Here is a 14,891-nt window from a genome sequence, read left to right as displayed (position 1 = left end):
GGTGGTCTTGAGAAATGTGGCGGGCCGGCGCCCGTCCGCCCTACTCCGCCGCCGGAACCGCCGGCTGGCCGCGCCGGGTCCGCACCCGGGCCAGGGCTTCGATCAGCTGGGCCGGGCGCATCGGCTTGGACAGGTGCAGATCGGCCCCGACCGCCTTGGCGGCGGCGACGTGCTCCTCCATGGCGTTGGCGGTCAGCATGATCAGCAGCACCGGCGCGGCGCCGGCGGCCGCCTCGCGCTCGCGGATCAGCCGGGTGGCGGTCAGGCCGTCCATCACCGGCATCTGCATGTCCATCAGCACCACGTCGAAGGCCCCGGGCGCGAAGGCCGCCAGGGCCGCCTGGCCGTCGTCGACCATGGTCAGGACCACGTCGAAGGGCTCGAGCACGATCCGCACCACCTTCTGGTTGGTCGGGTGGTCCTCGGCGACCAGCACCCGCAGGCCCTCCAGCGACACCGCCTCGCCGTCGTCCTCGGCCTCGGTCTCGACCGCCTGGACCCGCGGCAGCGGCAGGTCGACCCGGAAGGTCGCCCCCACCCCGACCATGGCCCGGGCGTCGATGCCGCCGCCCATCATCTCGGCCAGGGCCGCGCAGATCGACAGGCCAAGGCCCGTGCCGCCGAACTGCCGGGTGATCGACTGGTCGGCCTGGACGAAGCGCTTGAACAGCCGCTGGCGCACCTCCTCGTCGAAGCCGACGCCGGTGTCCCTGACCGTGAAGCCCAGCCCGCGCTCGCCGCTGTCGACGGTCAGGCTGACGCCGCCCAGGCTGGTGAACTTGACGGCGTTGGCCAGCAGGTTGTTGAGGATCTGGCTGATCCGCCCGGCGTCGCCCAGATAGGTCCCCTCCAGGCCGGGCTCCAGCCGCCAGTGGAACTCCAGGCCCTTGGCCTCGGCCGCGGCCCGATGCAGCTCGGCGACCCCGGCGACCAGCCGCGCCAGGTCGAACGGCGCGGGGGTCAGTTGGAACTGGCCGGCCTCGATCTTGGAGACGTCGAGGATGTCGCCCAGCACCTGCTCCAGCAGCCGGCCCGACGAGGTGACCAGGGCGGCCAGCTCGCGGCGGCGCTCGGGATCGGCCTCCTCGGCCAGGCGGTCGCCGATGGCGATCACCCCGTTCAGCGGCGTGCGCAGCTCGTGGCTCATATTGGCCAGGAACAGCGACTTGGCCTGGTTGGCGCGCTCCAGCTCGACGGTGCGCTCGGCGACGCGCTCCTCCAGCGAGCGCAGCAGCTCGACATTGCCGTCGCGCTGGCGGCGCAGGGTGCGGGCCAGGGCCCCGATCTCGTCGGTGCGGGCCTCGATCGGTCCGGCCTCGGCGAGATCGCCGGTGCGATGAGCGTCGGCCAGCACCCCCAGCGGCCGCTCAACCGTCAGGCGCATCACCCGATAGAGCAGCGCCACCTGCACGACCACGCCCAGCACCCCGAACAGCAGCACCCAGGAGGCGGTCTTGACCGCCGCCCACACCAGGTCGCCGGACGGGAAGCTCATCAGGAAGTACCAGTTGGGCTCGCTGAGCCGGCCATAGGCGATCACCCGGTCGCGGTGGCGGATCGCCCCGGCGTCGTCGCCGCGGGCCCGGATCCGGGCGACCAGCTCGGACACCCCCTCGCGGGCCTGGGCCCGGGCCAGGGCCCCGGCGTCGACCACCCCGTCGCGGGCCAGGCCGGGGGCGGCGATCAGCTCGCCGTCCGAGGTGGCGATCATGTTGCGGCCGCCCGGCAGGGCGTCCTCGATGGCGCGCAGCAGGTAGGAGTCCAGCGACAGGCTGGTGCCCCAGGCCCCCAGCTGCCGGCCGCGGAAGTCGAACGGCGTCACGCAGGCCGCGTTCAGTCCCCGGCCGCTGGGGTCGGAGATCAGCTTGCGCAGCTTGGTGCACTTCATCACCCGCTTGGGATTGGTGGCCGGCAGGGTCAGCTGGGCCATCTCCTCGTGACTGATGTCCAGGGTCGGAGGGGCGTTGTGGCGGTAGTAGGTCAGCCGGTCTGGCCGCCGCGGCCCGAACATCACCAGCCGGGTGTCGGGCGTGAAGAAATAGAAGTTGTCATAGCGGTTCAGCTCGGCCTCGCCGGTGTGGGCCACCACGTGGGCGGCGGCCACGAACATCATCTTCTGGGCCGGGGTCAGTTCGGCCTCGTGCTTCAGATAGCCGCCGATGCCGTAGGTGTAGGTCCCGTCGACCACGCCGCCGTCATAGAGCTCGTCGCTGGTGCGCCGGGTGCCGTCGCCGCGGCGCGGAAACAGGGCGTCGAAGCCCTGGTCGACCTTGGCCGGGTCCAGGGCCGCCATCCGCCGGGCCAGGGAATCGGACGCCGCCTCGTGCACCTTGACGAGGTCCGAGAACAACCGGTCCTCGGTCTTGACCCGCTCGGCGGCGTATTCGGTCAGATGGCTGATCTGGGCGTCGGCGGCGCTGCGCTGGACGAAGACGAAGGTGACGGTGGTGGCCACGCCGGTCACGGCGATCGACAGGAGGGCGACGATGGCCAGCAGCCGGCGGGCCAGGGGCGAGGTCACCTCGGTTATGGCTCGTCGACTCTCCACGCCCGTCCCTACTCCACAACCCCCGATACGCTAGCACGCGGATCGTCGCACCCCTCGGAAATCGGCGCCGGCGCGCCTCGCCTTTCCCAGCGGGCCGCAACAGTCTATAGCCACGCCGTCCGCGCCGCTCCTTGGCCCTGTGCGCCAAAGAGTCACAGGCGCGCCACCGCCAGAGGAAAGCCCCCGCAATGGCCAAGATCAAAGTCGCCAACCCCGTCGTCGACATGGACGGCGATGAAATGACCCGCATCATCTGGAAGCTCATCAAGGATAAGCTGATCTTCCCGTACCTTGACCTGGAGCTCGACTATTTCGACCTCAGCGTCGAGAACCGCGACGCCACCAACGACCAGGTGACGATCGACGCGGCCGAGGCGACCAAGAAGCATGGCGTCGCCGTCAAGTGCGCGACCATCACCCCCGACGAGCAACGGGTCGAGGAGTTCAAGCTCAAGAAGATGTGGAAGTCGCCGAACGGCACGATCCGCAACATCCTGGGCGGCGTGATCTTCCGTGAACCGATCATCTGCCAGAACGTGCCGCGCCTGGTGCCGGGCTGGACCCAGCCGATCATCGTCGGCCGCCACGCCTTCGGCGACCAGTACAAGGCCACCGACTTCCTGTTCCCGGGCAAGGGCACGCTGTCGATCAAGTTCGTCGGCGACGACGGCCAGACCATCGAGCACGAGGTGTTCAAGAGCCCGTCGGCCGGCGTGGCCATGGGCATGTACAATCTCGACGAGTCGATCCGCGACTTCGCCCATGCCAGCTTCGCCTACGGCCTGGGCCGCGGCTATCCGGTCTATCTCTCCACCAAGAACACGATCCTGAAAGCCTATGACGGCCGCTTCAAGGATATCTTCCAGGAGATCTACGACGCCGAATACGCCGACAAGTTCAAGGCCGCCGGCATCCACTACGAGCACCGCCTGATCGACGACATGGTGGCCTCGGCCCTGAAGTGGTCGGGCGGCTATGTCTGGGCCTGCAAGAACTATGACGGCGACGTGCAGTCGGACATCGTCGCCCAGGGCTTCGGCTCGCTGGGCCTGATGACCTCGGTGCTGATGACCCCGGACGGCAAGACCGTCGAGGCCGAGGCCGCCCACGGCACCGTCACCCGCCACTACCGCCAGCACCAGAAGGGCGAGTCGACCTCGACCAACTCGATCGCCTCGATCTTCGCCTGGACCCGCGGCCTGGCGCACCGCGCCAAGCTCGACGACAACCAGGCCCTGGCCGACTTCGCCCACACCCTGGAGAAGGTCTGCGTCGACACCGTCGAGAGCGGCTTCATGACCAAGGACCTGGCCCTGTTGGTCGGCGACAAGCAGTCCTGGCTGACCACCGAGGGCTTCCTCGACAAGATCGACGAGAACCTCAAGAAGGCGATGGCGGCCTAAGCCCCCTCTCCTTTCGACGATCCGCGAGCGCCTCTCCCGCCAGGGAGAGGCGTTTTGCGTTGCAGGGACCGTTCAGTGGGCGGCCGTCCTGTCGCGGTTCTGCGCGTCCAGCGCGGCGATCTCCGGCGTCAGCAGCTCGCCGAAGTCGGCGGCCTCGAACACCGGGCGGATCTCCAGCTCGCTCGGGCCCGGCATCGGGTTGGGGCAGCGCTTGGCCCAGGCCACGGCCTCGGCCATGTCCTTGACCTGCCAGAGCCAGAAGCCGGCGACCAGCTCCCGCGTCGCGGCGAACGGGCCGTCGATCACCGTGCGGTTCGGCCCGTCGAAGGCCACCCGCTTGCCCTTGGCCGAGGGGTGCAGGCCCTCGCCCGCCAACATGACGCCGGCCTCGATCAGGGCCTGGTTGAACCTGCCCATCGCCTCCAGCAGCTCGCTCGTCGGCATCACCCCTTGTTCGCTGTCCGTCGTCGCCTTCACCAGAACCATCACGCGCATCGGTCTTCTCCTCTGATCGCCGAGGCGCGGAGCGGCCTCGTTGAGCCAAGGACGCACGGCGCAGGCGGAACCCGACATTGGCGCGAGGATTACAACCGTCGAGCGCCTCGCCCCCGGTCCCGAGGCGCGAACGGTCTTGCCGAGGGCTCGCGAATAGGCTGTCTAGAGCATCGCGCGGAAAAGTGGACACCGGTTTTCCGCAACAGCGATGCGAAAACACAAACCTAGAGCCGGTCGCGCGATAGGAATCGCACGACCGGCTCTAGGCGGGGATGGCCAATCCGGGGACGACGATGAGCGTTCAGAAGCGGTTGTGGGACCTGGTGGTGCTGGCCATCGTGATCTTCGCCGCCGCCTTCGCCGCCGCCCCCTGGTTCGCCTTCCGCGCCCTCAAGGCCGCCGCCCAGGACGAGGACGTGCAGGCGATCGGCGAACTGGTGGATTTCCCGGCCGTGAGGGCCAGCCTGACCGGCCAACTGAAGCCCCCGCCGCCGGCCGGGGCCGCCGCCGAGCCGCCGTCGATCTGGCGCGATCCGCTGGGGGTGTTCCGGCGGGCCGTGGCGCCGATCGCCCCGCCCGAGCCGCGGGTCGACCGCTACCTGACCGTGCCCGGGCTGGCGGCCCTGACCGCCGGCTACCGGCCCGGCGCGGTCCCGCCCGTCCCCGCCGAGCCGCCCACGACGGCCGAGCGGGTCCGGCAGGCGGTGACCGGCCCCTATCCGACCATCGCCTATTGGGACCCCAACCGGGTGCGCATCGCCGTGCGGCGGCCCGGCCACCCGGCCAAGGTGACGCTGTTCACCTTCCGCCGCGACGCCCTGTTCACCTGGAAGCTGGCCCATGTGCGCCTGCCGCCGGACGAGCGGTGAAACCCCATGGTCAAGCCTGGCCCTGGACCGGCCGCCCGCCGCAATGGTATCGACGGCGCGCCCCGGTGGGCGGAGATCGCCGCTCTGTGTCATCGTCCCGTAGCTTCGTGGTAGCGCCGTGATCCCGCTTCTGCTCGATGTGCCGCAACGCGTGCTGCCGTTCTTCCTGCTGGTGGGGATCGGCGTGAGCCTGGCCCGCCTGCGCCTGTTCGACGCGCGGATGTCGACCGGCCTGTCGGCCTATGTCTACTGGATCGGCTTTCCGGCCCTGCTGCTGCACGCCCTGTCGCGGGTCGGAACGCCCGACCGCGCCCTGTCGCTGGGCCTGGCCGCCTACGGGGCCTGCGCCCTGGTGGTGGTGGCGCTGATGGTCGGCATCGGCGTCGCCGCCCGCTGGACCCGCGAGGAGCGGGCCGGCGCGGCCCTGTCGGCCAGCCTCGGCAACAGCGCCTTTCTCGGCCTGCCGATCGCCGCCGCCGTGCTCGGGCCCGAGGCCGCGCGGCTGTCGGCCGGCGTGGTGGCGGTGGACTTCGTGGTCGTCGCCGCCATCGGCGTCGGCCTGCTGGGCTGGGCCGGCGGCCGCTCGACCTGGCGGTCGCTGATGCAGGCCCTGCGCAACCCGATCGTGCTGGCGGCGATCACCGGCACCGCCCTGGCCTTGGCCGGCCTGGCCCTGCCCGGGGTGCTCGACCGCGCCGTGGCGGCCGCGGCCGCCTCGGGCAGCCCAGTGGCCCTGGTCGCCCTCGGCGTCGCCCTGGGCCAGACCGGCGTGCCCGCCGCGGGCGTGCCCTGCGACCCGCCGGCCGAGCCGCCGGCCCCGATACCGCCCTGGCCGCCGATCCTGGCCGCCGCCTTCGCCAAGCTGGTGCTGATGCCGGCCGGGGTCTGGATCGCCGCCGGCCTGGTCGGCGCCCCGCCGGCCTTCCGCCTGGGCGCCACCCTGCTGGCCGCCACCCCGACGGCGGTCAATGTCTTCATCCAGACCAAGGCCTACAGCGTGTTCGAGCGCGGCGGCGCCCGCACCGTGGCCCTGACCACGGCGCTGTCCTGCCTGACCCTGTCGGCGATCGCCATGGCCTTGGCCGGGATGGCGGATTAGGCGTCCGCCACCGACCCACACTTCCGCTCATCCCGGCGAATGCCGGGACCCAGATCCTATGGCGTTGAGGATGATTGGATAGGCTCGGCGCCGTTGGCGTCAGCCCCACAGCCATTCCACCTGGGTCCCGGCATTCGCCGGGATGAGCGGAGATTTTTGTGTTCGCGCCTGCTCATTCGACGAATGCTCTAGCGGCGGCGGCCGTCACCCCGCCAGCGCCGCCTTGATCGCTTCCAGCCCGTCCTGGGCCTTGGTGGCGTCGGGGGCGCCGCCCTGGGCGAAGTCGGCCTTGCCGCCAGCCCCCTGGCCGCCCATGGCCAGGACCGCGGCCTTGGCCAGGTCGGCGGCGCTGAACTTGCCGACCAGGTCGGCGGTCACCGCCACGGTGACGGCGGCCTTGCCGTCGGTGGTGCCGACCAGGGCGACGACGCCGCTGGCCAGCTGCTTCTTGAACTCCTCGGCCACGCCGCGCAGCTCCTTGCCGCCGACGCCGTCCAGGATGCGGGCGATCAGGGCGGTGCCGGCGATGTCCTCGGGACCCGAGGCCGCGCCGGAGCCGCCGCCCAGGGCCAGCTGCTTCTTGGCCTCGGCCAGCTCCTTCTCCAGGCGCTTGCGGTCGGCGATCAGGGCCTCGACCCGGGCGCCGACCTCGCCGACCGGGGTCTTGAACTGTTCGGCCAGGGCCTTGGCGACGCCGGCCTGGTCGAGCAGGAAGCGGCGGGCCGCCTCGCCGGTCAGGGCCTCGATGCGGCGGATGCCGGCCGCCACCCCCTGTTCGGAGACGATCTTGAACAGGGCGATGTCGCCGGTGCGGGCCACGTGGGTGCCGCCACACAGCTCGACCGAATAGGCCTTGCCCTCGTCGGTCAGCGAGCGGCCCAGGGTCAGGACCCGGACGCTGTCGCCGTACTTTTCGCCGAACAGCGCCACGGCCCCGGCCTCGATGGCCTCTTGCGGTGCCATCTCCTGGGTCTCGGCCGGGACGTTCTGGCGGATCACCGCATTGACCTCGGCCTCGATGCGCTCGATCTCGTCGGCGGTCAGCGGCGCGCCGTGGCTGAAGTCGAAGCGCATGCGCTCGCCGTCGACCAGCTGGCCCTTCTGCGCCACGTGCGGGCCCAGCACATGGTGCAGGGCGGCATGGACCAGGTGGGCGGCCGAGTGGTTGGCGCGGGTGGTGGTGCGCTTGGCGGCGTCGACGCAGGCCACGACCTGGTCGCCGACCTTCAGCGGCGCGGCCAGCTCGACGCGATGGACGTGCAGGTCGCCGGCCTGTTTCTGGGTGTCGAGCACCCGGCTCTCGACGCCATGGGCCTCGATCACCCCGGTGTCGCCGGCCTGGCCGCCGCTCTCGGCATAGAAGCTGGTGCGGTCGAGCAGGACCTCGACGGTCGCCCCGGCCTCGGCCGACGCGACCTCGGCGCCGTCCAGCACGATGGCCTTGACGGTTCCGGTGGTCTCGGTGGTGTCGTAGCCGACGAAGTCGGTGGCCCCGGCCCGCTCCTTGATCGCGAACCAGGCCGCGGCCGCGCCCTGCTGGCCCGAACCGGCCCAGTTGGCGCGGGCCATGGTCCGCTGGCGGTCCATGGCCACATCGAAGCCGTCGGTGTCGACCTTGATGCCCTTGGCGCGCACGGCGTCCTGGGTCAGGTCGAGCGGGAAGCCGTAGGTGTCGTAGAGCTTGAAGGCGGTCTCGCCGTCCAGCACGCCGCCGGCCGACAGATTGGCCGTGGCCTCGTCGAGCAGGCCCATGCCGCGGCCGAGGGTGACGCGGAAGCGCTCCTCCTCCTGGCGCAGGGTCTCGACGATCGAGGCCTCGGCCCGGCGCAGCTCGGGATAGGCCTGGCCCATCTCGGCCACCAGGGTCGGGGCCAGGCGGTGCATCAGCGGCTCGCTCGCGCCCAGCAGATAGGCGTGGCGCATGGCCCGGCGCATGATCCGGCGCAGCACATAGCCGCGGCCTTCGTTGGAGGGGGTGACGCCGTCGGCCAGCAGGAACGAGGACGAGCGCAGGTGGTCGGCGATCACCCGGTGCGACGGGGCCTGGTCGCCCTCGGCCTTGACCCCGGTCAGCTCGACGCTGGCGGCGATCAGGGCCTTGAACAGGTCGATGTCGTAGTTGTCGTGCACGCCCTGCAGCACGGCGGCGACCCGCTCCAGCCCCATGCCGGTGTCGATCGACGGCTTGGGCAGCGACACCCGCTCGCCGCCGGCCAGCTGCTCGAACTGCATGAACACCAGGTTCCAGATCTCGATGAACCGGTCGCCGTCTTCATCGGGGCTGCCGGGAGGGCCGCCGGCGATATGGGGGCCGTGGTCGAAGAAGATCTCCGAGCACGGGCCGCAGGGGCCGGTGTCGCCCATCGACCAGAAATTGTCGCTGGTCGGGATGCGGATGATGCGGCTGTCGTCCAGCCCCGCGATCTTCTTCCACAGGTCGGCGGCCTCGTCGTCGGTGTGATAGACGGTGACCAGCAGCTTGTCCTTGGGCAGGGCGAAGTCGCGGGTCAGCAGAGTCCAGGCGTGAAAGATCGCCTGTTCCTTGAAATAGTCGCCGAACGAGAAGTTGCCCAGCATCTCGAAGAAGGTGTGGTGGCGGGCGGTATAGCCGACATTGTCCAGGTCGTTGTGCTTGCCGCCGGCCCGGACGCACTTCTGCGACGAGGTGGCGCGCGGATGCGGCGGGGTCTCGGCGCCCGTGAACACGTTCTTGAACGGCACCATGCCGGCGTTGACGAACAGCAGGGTCGGGTCGTTCTGCGGCACCAGCGGCGCCGACGGCGTGATGGCGTGATCGGCCGCCCCGAAATAGTTCAGGAAGGTGGCGCGGATCTCGTTCAGGCTAGGTCGGCTGGTCATCGGCGTCTCGGGTGGTTGCGGCGTCGGGTCCGGGGAAACCGGAGGTCGGCGCTGCATAGCGCGGTTTCAAGCGGAGAGGAAACCGAGTCGGTGTTCGTTGCGCTTTGGGGGCGGCGGGCGGCGGTGGAGTCCTGGTCGAGGCGATGATCGGCGAGGCTGCCTCGCGGTTGCGGTCGACGCCCTGCGGCCCCGCCGGCGGAACCGCCGCGCGGTGCGCCGCCCACGCTCTGCGATCCTTCCCGCGAAGGCTCGATCTTCGCCGCGTCGCCCGCGGATCGACGGGCGCCAATCCCCCCAGCCCCTTCTCTCTCCCCCTTTCTTACCTTCCCTCCCCCTCGTGGGGAGGGTGGCCCTGGCAGCGCCAGGGTCGGGTGGGGCCTGCTGAGCCGGCCGGCCGAACGCCCTGCACTGGGCCCCACCCGACCCCTTCGGGGCCACCCTCCCCGCAAGGGGGAGGGAAAGAAAGGGGAGGGAGGGCTCTTCCGGGTCAGTAGTCACCCGCATCTCCGGCGAAGGCCGGGGATCCGGATTCAGTCGTCGTACTGGCCGCTTGTCCGAAACGCACAGCCCTATGATCTGGGCCCCGGCCTTCCCCGGGGAGACGGGGGTGGGATGCACCGGGACCTGAAATCCAAGCCCCCCCAAACGAAGTCGGACGCCTGGCATGGGGTCCAGGCGTCCGGGGATCGCGGCCGGCCGTGGCGGGGTGCACGGCGGGCTATGAGGCGGGGTCGCCCGCTGTGGGCGGCGGCCGCGAAACCTGTGTCAGGCGGGTCAGGCCTATTCCTCGTCGCCCTCTTCGGGACCGCCGACCAGCAGCTCTTCCTCGATCTTCTGGGAAGACTTGCGCACGGCCAGCTCGATCTCGTTGGCCATGTCCTTGTTGGTCTTCAGGAACTCGCGGACATTGTCGCGGCCCTGGCCGATGCGCTGGCTGTTGAAGGAGAACCACGAGCCGGCCTTGTCGATCACCCCGGCCTTGACGCCCAGGTCGATGATCTCGCCCAGCTTGGAGATGCCCTCGCCGTACATGATGTCGAACTCGACCTCGCGGAACGGCGGGGCCACCTTGTTCTTGACCACCTTGACCCGGACGTTGTTGCCGACGATCTCGTCGCGGTTCTTGACCGAGCCGGTGCGGCGGATGTCCAGGCGCACCGAGGCGTAGAACTTCAGGGCGTTGCCGCCGGTGGTGGTTTCCGGGCTGCCGTACATCACCCCGATCTTGTGGCGGATCTGGTTGATGAAGATGACGATGGTGTTGGTCTTGTTGATCGAGCCGGTCAGCTTGCGCAGGGCCTGGCTCATCAGCCGGGCCTGCAGGCCGGGCAGGCTGTCGCCCATCTCGCCCTCGATCTCGGCCTTGGGGGTCAGGGCCGCGACCGAGTCGACGACCACGATGTCGACGGCGCCCGAGCGCACCAGGGTGTCGGTGATCTCCAGGGCCTGCTCGCCGTTGTCGGGCTGCGAGACCAGCAGATTGTCGAGATTGACCCCGAGCTTGAACGCATAGCCGGGATCCAGGGCGTGCTCGGCGTCGACGAAGGCGGCGGTGCCGCCGGCCTTCTGGACCTCGGCCACCACGTGCAGGGCCAGCGTCGTCTTGCCCGAGCTTTCCGGGCCGTAGATCTCGATGACCCGGCCCTTGGGCAGGCCGCCGATGCCCAGGGCGATGTCCAGGCCCAGCGAGCCGGTGGAGACCGACTCCATCTCGACCTTGCCCTTGTCGCCCAGCTTCATCACCGAGCCCTTGCCGAACGCCCGGTCGATCTGCGCCAGCGCCGCCTCGAGGGCCCGCTGCTTGTCGCCTTCTTCTTTGCCCACGAGTCTCAAAGCCGCCTGGTTGTTCATGAAGATGCGCCCTTATTTCATGATTCCGACCATCGGATCGGAGGTTCGCGGCCGGCGCGTCCATCCGCCTGTGGAATGATCAAGGCGTACATGGTTTGTTCCACGTTCGCAAGATGTTCTTTTTCGCCTTCCCGGCAAAACCGCGTTCCAAGCGCAACCGGTCCTTAAGATCGGCCTGACATGGTGGTTTCTTCGAGGGGGACTCCATCTTGTCGATCGATCCACGCCGCCTTCTGGGCCTGGCCTTCGCCAGCGCCGACCTGTTGCTCGAGGTCGAGGACGGCCGCGTGACCCTGGTCCTGGGCGCGGCCCAGCGGATCATGGGCCAGGACGACCACGCCCTGATCGGGCGCGCCTGGCGCGAGCTGTTCACCGAGGCCGACCGGCCGATGATGGACGCGGCGCTCAGGACGCTGGACGACGGCTCCCGGCGCGGCCCCCTGACCGCCCACATGGCCGGGCCGCCGGCCCGCCACGTCAGCCTGACCCTGCGGGCCCTGCCCGAGAACCGCGGCCGGGTCTCGGTCTCGGCCACCTCGGCCGCCGCCCCGGCCGGAACCCTCGACGCGGTCGGCCTGCGCTCGCGGGAAAGCTTCGAGGACATCGCCCGCGGCCTGCTGGAGGTCGCCCGCACGACCGGGCTGGAGCTGGAGCTGGCGATGGTCGACTTCGCCGGCCTGGACCTGCTGCGCGAGCAGCTGTCGCCCAACGAGGCCCAGGCCCTGGACGCCCGGCTGGCCGGGGCCGTGCGGGCCGAGTCGCATGGCGGCGACGTGGCCACCCGGCTGTCGGCCGAACGCTACGCCCTGGTCCGGCCCCGGGCCAACGGCCCCGACGACATGGCCCGCCGCCTGACCCGCGCCACGACCATGGAGGCCAGCGCCCACGTCGTGCCGATGGACGGCGGCTTCACCCCGGCCCGCGGCCTGAAGGCCCTGCGCTACGCCCTCGACGACTTCCTGCGCGAGGGGCTGAAGGACGGCGCGCCCAACACCCTGTCCGAAGCCATGAACCGGTCGGTCAAGCGCACCCTGGCCCGGGCCGGCGCCCTGGGCGTGGCGGTCAGCCAGCGGCGCTTCACCCTGGCCTACCAGCCGGTGGTCAACCTGGCCAACGGCCTGGCCCACCACTACGAGGCCCTGGTCCGCTTCGAGGACGGGGCCAGCCCCTTCGCCCTGATCCGCATGGCCGAGGAGTTCGACCTGATCGAGGAGCTCGACCACGCCATCGCCGAACAGGCGGTCAAGCGGCTGGTCAGCGACCGCGGCGGAGCGCTGAAGCTGGCGATCAACATCTCGGGCCGGACCATCGTCAACGAAACCTTCGTCGACCATATCGACCGGCTGCTGGCCCGGCACGACACCGCCAAGGGCCGGCTGATCTTCGAGATCACCGAGAGCAGCGCCATCGACGACCTGCCCCGCGCGAACCAGCACATCCAGGCCCTGCGCGGCCTGGGCTCGCTGGTCTGCCTGGACGACTTCGGGGCCGGGGCGGCCTCGTTCGCCTATCTGCAGGAACTGAACCTCGACATCGTCAAGATCGACGGCCGCTATGTGCGCGAACTGGCCGGCAACGGCCGCGACGGGGCCATGGTCCGCCGGCTGGTCGAGCTGTGCCGCGACCTCAACATCCGCACCGTCGCCGAGATGGTCGAGACGGTCGAGGTCGAGGACGTGGTCCGCCGGGCCGGGGTCGACTTCGCCCAGGGCTGGCTGTTCGGCAAGCCCAGCGAACAGCCGCAACCGGCCCTGAAGATCGCCGCCGCCGTGACCCCCGCCGCCCGGCGGGTGGGGGTGTCGGAGGGCTGGGCGTAGGACGACTTCCCTTCTCCCGCAAGGGGAGAAGGGAGCAGACGTCTACTTCCCCGCCTTGGTGTCGGCGATGTAGGTGTCGATCACCCGGTCGAGCACCGTCAGCGGGGTCATGCCCGACAGCAGGCCCGCGTCGTGGAACTTGCGGATGTCGAACTTGCTTCCCAGCGCCTTCCTGGCCCGGTCGCGGGCCCGCAGCCAGGTGATCTTGCCGACCATGTAGCTGCAGGCCTGGCCCGGCCACACGCAGTAGCGCTCGATCTCGGTGGTGACGCCGCTTTCCTCGTCGCCCATGGTCTCGGCCATGTACTTGATCGCCTGCTCGCGGGTCCACTGCTTGTGGTGCATGCCGCTGTCGACCACCAGCCGCACGGCGCGGAACAGGGCGTCGTGCAGCATGCCGATATGGCCGAAGGGGTCGTCCTTGTAGACGCCCATCTCCACCGCCAGCTGCTCGGTATAGAGCGCCCAGCCTTCGGTGTAGCCGGAATTGCCGATCGTCTTGCGGATCAGCGGCAGGCCCTGGGCCTCGTTCGACAGCGACAGCTGCAGGTGGTGGCCCGGCACGCCCTCGTGCACCGTCAGGGTGGTCAGGGTGAAGCGCGGCTGCTCGGCCGTGTCGCGCAGGTTGATCCAGTAGATGCCCGGCCGCTTGCCGTCCAGCGAGGGCGAATTGTAGTAGCCGCCCGGGGCCCCGGCCTCGATGGCCTTGGGCACGCGGCGGATTTCCAGCGGCGCCTTGGGCAGCTGGCCGAAATAGGCCGGCAGCTGCTTTTCGATCCATTTGACCTTGGCGTTGAGGTCGGCGATCAGCTGTTCCTTGGCCGCATCGGTATTGGCGTAGATCTGCTTGGGATCGGTGCCCAGGGCCCGCATCCGCTCGCCGACCGAGCCCTTGGTCATGCCCTGCGACTTGAAGATCTTGTCGGCCTCGGCCGAGATCGACTTGACCAGGTCCAGGCCCAGCTGGTGGATCTCGTCGGGGGTGATGGTCGCGGTCGTGTAGTTCTTCAGCGACACCGCATAGTAGTCGGCGCCGTCCTTCAGCCGCCAGACGCCGGCGTCGTGCGTGGCCTTGGGCCGGACGCTTTCCAGCAGGGCGATCTGGCGCTTGAGGGCCGGCAGCACCGAGCCCTCATAGAGCTTGGCCGCCTCGCCCGCCCAGTCGCCGGGGATGTTCTTGTCCTTGGTCCGGCGGGCGACCGACAGCACCAGCGGGGCCTGGGCCGTGGGCGTGCCGGCGAAGGCCTTCATCTGGATCAGGGCCTTGTCGAGGATGAAGTCGGGCGGGACCACGCCGTCGGCGAAGTCGCGCTGGGCGATCGCCGATTCCTGGTCCATCAGCCGGGCGAAGGCCTCCAGCCGGGCCAGATAGGCGTCGGCGTCGGCCTTGGTCTCGATCGAATGCTGGGTGTCGAGGAAGTCGGGATAGGACTGATAGGAGCCGGTCAGCTGGCTGAGCACATAGGGCGCGCCCGAGCCGCCGCCGGCGTAGCTGAATTTCTGATTGCCTTCGTCCTGCACCGCCAGGGTGAACTCGACGGTGTCGTAGTTGACGGCGTCCATGCCCGACAGCGCCTTGCGATCGAGGGCGCGCAGGTCGGCCAGCTGCTGGCGGGTCTGGGCGACGCCGGCGGCGATGGCGGCCTGCGAGCGGTCGGTCAGCAGGGCCTTGGTCCAGGCCAGGTCGCCGACGTCGAGGCCCAGGCCGGTGGTCGATTCCGGCTGCTGGCGCAGCTGCTTGGCCATGATGGCGTCGAACAGGGCGTTGAGCTTGGCGGCCTCGCCGCTGGCGGCGGCCGGGGCGTTCTGGGCCGAAGCCAGGCCCGGGGTCGAGGCGGCCAGGCCGGCGGCGACGGTGGACAGCAGCATCTGACGACGATTTTGCAAGGCCTGGGCCCCCTTCCCAAAGTTCGGTTGGCCCAGGCGTAGAACCCCTTGCCGGGCGCGGCA

General features: G+C 70.1%; 9 protein-coding genes. 4 read left to right on the top strand and 5 right to left on the bottom strand.

What is annotated here, in order from left to right:
* Positions 1-40: 40 nt before the first annotated feature.
* Positions 41-2,548, bottom strand: coding sequence for an ATP-binding protein (locus ACIPQB_RS04475; protein WP_446484013.1), 2,508 nt, complete (start codon positions 2,546-2,548; stop codon positions 41-43).
* 188 nt (positions 2,549-2,736) lie between these two features.
* Here ACIPQB_RS04475 and ACIPQB_RS04470 point away from each other — a divergent pair, with 188 nt between their 5' ends.
* Positions 2,737-3,951 (top strand): NADP-dependent isocitrate dehydrogenase, encoded by a 1,215-nt coding sequence (locus tag ACIPQB_RS04470; RefSeq protein ID WP_446484012.1) that lies wholly within the window; start codon positions 2,737-2,739, stop codon positions 3,949-3,951.
* Between the two features lie 72 nt (positions 3,952-4,023).
* Here ACIPQB_RS04470 and ACIPQB_RS04465 read toward each other — a convergent pair whose 3' ends face one another.
* Positions 4,024-4,446 carry a YciI family protein gene (locus ACIPQB_RS04465; protein WP_446484011.1) on the bottom strand — a complete coding sequence of 141 codons (423 nt, stop codon included), beginning with the start codon at positions 4,444-4,446 and terminating at the stop codon, positions 4,024-4,026.
* Positions 4,447-4,739: 293 nt separating this feature from the next.
* On the opposite strand from ACIPQB_RS04465, the gene ACIPQB_RS04460 reads away from it, so the two are divergent.
* Together ACIPQB_RS04460 and ACIPQB_RS04455 are read left to right on the top strand one after the other, a co-directional pair.
* The gene (locus ACIPQB_RS04460; RefSeq protein WP_446484010.1) at positions 4,740-5,315 is read left to right on the top strand and encodes a DUF2939 domain-containing protein; all 576 of its coding nucleotides are present in this window, start codon (positions 4,740-4,742) and stop codon (positions 5,313-5,315) included.
* A 118-nt stretch (positions 5,316-5,433) separates the two neighbouring features.
* On the top strand, positions 5,434-6,414 hold the full coding sequence (locus ACIPQB_RS04455) for an AEC family transporter (RefSeq protein ID WP_446484009.1): 981 nt from the start codon (positions 5,434-5,436) through the stop codon (positions 6,412-6,414).
* A 204-nt stretch (positions 6,415-6,618) separates the two neighbouring features.
* On the opposite strand, the gene alaS is transcribed toward ACIPQB_RS04455, so the two are convergent.
* Together alaS and recA are read right to left on the bottom strand one after the other, a co-directional pair.
* Complete coding sequence (gene alaS, locus ACIPQB_RS04450) at positions 6,619-9,273, bottom strand: alanine--tRNA ligase (RefSeq protein ID WP_446484008.1); 2,655 nt, start codon at positions 9,271-9,273, stop codon at positions 6,619-6,621.
* A gap of 780 nt (positions 9,274-10,053) precedes the next feature.
* On the bottom strand, positions 10,054-11,124 hold the full coding sequence (recA, locus tag ACIPQB_RS04445; RefSeq protein ID WP_446484007.1) for a recombinase RecA: 1,071 nt from the start codon (positions 11,122-11,124) through the stop codon (positions 10,054-10,056).
* A 209-nt stretch (positions 11,125-11,333) separates the two neighbouring features.
* Here recA and ACIPQB_RS04440 point away from each other — a divergent pair, with 209 nt between their 5' ends.
* Positions 11,334-12,941 (top strand): EAL domain-containing protein, encoded by a 1,608-nt coding sequence (locus tag ACIPQB_RS04440; protein WP_446484006.1) that lies wholly within the window; start codon positions 11,334-11,336, stop codon positions 12,939-12,941.
* 42 nt (positions 12,942-12,983) lie between these two features.
* Here the strand turns inward: ACIPQB_RS04440 and ACIPQB_RS04435 are convergent, their stop codons facing one another.
* Positions 12,984-14,828 carry a DUF885 domain-containing protein gene (locus tag ACIPQB_RS04435; RefSeq protein ID WP_446484005.1) on the bottom strand — a complete coding sequence of 615 codons (1,845 nt, stop codon included), beginning with the start codon at positions 14,826-14,828 and terminating at the stop codon, positions 12,984-12,986.
* Positions 14,829-14,891 lie beyond the last annotated feature (63 nt).

This window comes from Caulobacter sp. LARHSG274 (genome assembly GCF_052871235.1).
This window is presented reverse-complemented; position numbering and strand designations above follow the sequence as displayed.